This is a genomic window from Ameyamaea chiangmaiensis (genome assembly GCF_013376175.1).
Classification (GTDB): Bacteria; Pseudomonadota; Alphaproteobacteria; order Acetobacterales; family Acetobacteraceae; genus Ameyamaea; species Ameyamaea chiangmaiensis.
Window position 1 is genome coordinate 1 of the sequence record NZ_JABXXR010000206.1, and the last position, 3,667, is coordinate 3,667.

Genomic DNA, 3,667 nt, shown 5'->3' on the forward strand with positions numbered 1-3,667 from the left:
CGAACGGACCCGACCCCGTCTCCGCCGGGGCCGTTTTGCCGGGCATCGTGGCCTGCGCCGCGGCGGGCGGGGTGGTCGGCTGGTCGGCGCTCTGCGCCCGGGCAGACATGCCGCCGCACGCGATGAGAATCGCCGCGACAGCGGCCGTGGTTCTGACGGTCATGGTCCTCGTCTCCTGACAGTGGCGGCACGCAATCAGCACAAATGCCGTGCCGTGACCGCACGAATCGGCAACACCGCGCGAATGCCTCTCATCGCGCGGCGACCACGAATGTGTGCCGCAGGAGCGCACGCCCCGCAGGACGGCTCGCTCCCCCGGCGCGTCGCGGGTGTGGGCCGGATATGCCACATCCGGGGGCCCGTCGAACAGGGCCTTCGCCTCATCGGAAGTGTCAGCCGTCTGATCCGACCGCGACACGCGCTGACGCCGACCGGGCCGTGAGCCTCGCATTTGCCTTACGGAAAGGCGACAAATCGTAACGCTCTGTGACAGAGCCGTCGCCGCCCCGACGGTCCAGACGTAAGCCGTTTCCGGCCCAACGGACATATATCACGATATAAAAAAGATACAGTTCGTATCATTATGACCCGGTCCGGAATGTATGTCCGGTGGACGCGCGAGCACGCAGGCTGCCCTTGTCGATACGCCACAATATCGAGATGTCGTCATGCAGCATAGTATCGTCCTTGAAACGGGCGATAGCTCGTCCCGTCCCGATGTCACGCAACACGGCGCGGGTGCGCTGGCACGGCGGGCGATCATGGCCGCGTTCGGGGTGTCCCTGTTCTGGGACGTTCACGAGCGCGCGGCCGATCTGCGTCTGCCCCTGCCGGTCGGGCGCAAACGCCGCGAGCGACTGGACCTCGTGCGGGGGCGCCATGTCCTGTTCATCCATGTCCCCAAAAATGCCGGGACGTCGATTTCGAACGTGCTGTACGGGCGTAGTCTGCGACACGAGACCATTCGTTACTACCGGCATATCGACCCAAGCCTGAACGTCCCGAGCTTCGCCCTGTGGCGCGATCCTGTCGAACGTTTCCTCTCGGCGTTCCGCTTCGGCCGTCAGGGCGGCGGTCGGTTGGTGCGCATGGCGCCGGTCTTTGCCGCGCAGTATCGCACGCTCAACACCCTCGACGACGCTATCGCGTATGTCGGGGCGCGGCTGCACACGCCCTATCGTCTGGACCATGTCTTCCGCCCGCAAGCGTGGTACGTGACCGACCGGCATGGGGCGCTGGCCGTCGATCGTCTGATCGACATGCGCGCCCTGGATCGGATCACGCATCTGGTGCCGGGCCTCGATGGCCTGTCCATCCCCCACCTGAACGAGACTGGCGCGGACAGGATATCGGCCACCCCGGAACAGGCGGCGCGTATCCGTGCGCTGTATCAGGTCGATGAGGCGCTGCGCGCTCATCTGAGCGCCTGAGGAACGGGCGCCCTGTTCGGGGCGCCCGCGCGTCGGTTCAGCCGAAGTGCTTGCGCAGGGTGAAGAACACCATGCGGGGCGAGCCGGCCTGAAGCGTCTGGAACGTGCCCGACGGATCGGAGACCACGAACCCGTTGGAGCCGACCGTGGCGATATAGTGCTTGTCGAACAGGTTGGTGACGTCGATCTGCGCCTCCAGCCCGCGCAGGACGATGTTGTGCTGGTGGAAGCGGTAGCCCAGCGCCAGGTTGAAGATCGCATTCGCCGGCGCATAGGCATCGTTCGAATAGGTATAGTAGCGGCGGTCCTGATACTGCATCAGGACATTTCCCCAGACCGTGCCGTCATCATAGGACAGCTGCACATTGGCAAGCATGCGCGGGGTTGCCACGACATTCTTGCCCTTGGTCTGGGCGTACAGCAAACCGTCCGAAGCGTAAATATTGTTGTTGTAAAAGGAATCGTTCCAGGAAAACGATCCGTAGATGGACCAGTTCTGGGCAAAGCGCCACGTAGAGGCCATCTCCACGCCACGGGTGGTCACGCCGCCGACATTCTGCAGCACCGACGGGTTGCCCTCGATGCCCGACCCTTGGGTGAACGACAGGAGACGATTCTGGAATTCGGCGTAATAGCCGGTGAGGCTGGCTTGAACGACCTGGTTATGAAACCGGTAGCCCAGCTCTTCGGTGTATGACATCTCGGGCTTGAGGGTGTTCTTGACCACATCGAAACCCGACTGCGTGGTCGAGAACGGGCCCGAGGTACCCGAGCTGACGAACGCGTTCATGTTGCGGGCGAAGTCAGCGAACAGTTCGTTGTTATGGTTGATGCGATAGTTCGCGCCCAACTGGGGCAGAAACCCGTTCGATGCACTGATCGAGCCTTGCGCGATCTGCGGCAGGGGCGAGTAATTCGTCGGCACCGACGTGGACGAATTGTTCACGATCAGCGATTTGAAACCGACATTGACTTTCAGGCGATCGGTCGCGCGCCACGTATCCTGCAGGTAAATTTGATAGGTTTTCGTGTTGAAATTATTTTGCCACTGGGTTTCGAACGGATTGGTATACCAGTGGATGCTCGACGGCGCGCCGTTGGGTGAGAGCGAGTAATAGCGGCGCGCTTCCTCGAAATCGTTGTTCTCGAACCAGAAGCCGCCTTCGATGGTGTGACGCTTGAGCTCGTATTTCAGGCCTGTGAGCATGCCGGTACGATGGATATCGTATTCGGTCGTGCGGGTCGAAAGCGGGTTGCCGTTCGGCGAGGGCACATAGGGCGTGACCCACACACCCTGCCCGGTGTCCAGATGCCCGTAGCCCGTGACGAAACCGGTCAGATGCGGCGCGAGATCGAAATCAAGGCGGCCATAGGACAGGAAGTCGTCACGCAGGCCGGCGGCGTTGTAATAGACGTCGTCGACCGTCTTGTAGGGTGCCGGGATCGTGCCCCCACTCTGGTAGGCCGCGCCGATCTGGCGCGCGAGCTGGTAATTCCCGGTGATGTTGTCGAGGTTGTAGCCGTCGCGGCGGATGAGGCTGAGCGACAGATCCTGATAGTCGTTTTCCCGGCGCTGCGACCAGTCGGCGAACAGGGTCAGTTTCGCGTGCTCGCCCAGCGGCTGGACGAATTTCGCGTTCGCCTGCTGCTGGCGCTGCTGGCCGTCGCCCTTCCACTTGTTCGCATCCTGCCAGTCATAGCTGAAATACAGCTTGCCGCCACCGGGCAGAACGCCGGTATTGACGCGCGCGAAGGTGCGATAGGTGCCGTAGCTGCCGACTGTGCCGGCGACATCGACACCGAATTTGTCCGTCGGGTCGATCGAGGTGAACTGCATCGCGCCGCCCAGATCGTTCGACGCTGCCACGCTCAGCGCACCCGCGCCCTGCGCCAGGGTCGACGAGCCGTTATTCTCGGTCTGCAGCGCGCGTCCGATGCTCAGGCCATTGTCGTTGCCATAGGCCAGATCGCCCAGCGGGATACCATCCATGGTAAACCCGAGGCGACTCTGGTCAAAGCCGCGCACGATGATCTGCTGCGACCATTCATACGCGCCCAGCGGGTCGGACGACGTGAACATCACGCCCGGCAGCTTGGAGAGTGTCTTGAGCGGACTTGTGCCCGGCGTCATCTTCATGATTTCGGAACGGCCAAGCGTCTGCGTCTGACGCGACGCGCCCGCGCCAAGGACGACCACCGCTTCGGTCGCCGGGGGCGGCTGCGGCGCGGCGGCAACC

Annotated in this window: 2 protein-coding genes; one reads left to right on the forward strand and one right to left on the reverse strand. The window is 62.9% G+C overall.

Annotated features, from left to right (window positions below; translation table 11 throughout):
* Positions 1-668 precede the first annotated feature (668 nt).
* A complete protein-coding gene (locus tag HUK82_RS15150; RefSeq protein ID WP_212648099.1) occupies positions 669-1,430 on the forward strand; it encodes a sulfotransferase family protein in 762 nt (253 codons plus the stop codon).
* Between the two features lie 37 nt (positions 1,431-1,467).
* Here the strand turns inward: HUK82_RS15150 and HUK82_RS15155 are convergent.
* Positions 1,468-3,667: TonB-dependent receptor (locus HUK82_RS15155; RefSeq protein ID WP_176614743.1), on the reverse strand; the 2,200-nt coding region annotated here is incomplete at its 5' end.

Bases quoted from the DNA above. Each gene is read 5' to 3' on its own strand.
- HUK82_RS15150 (WP_212648099.1), top strand. From the start codon at position 669: ATGCAGCATAGTATCGTCCTTGAAACGGGCGATAGCTCGTCCCGTCCC.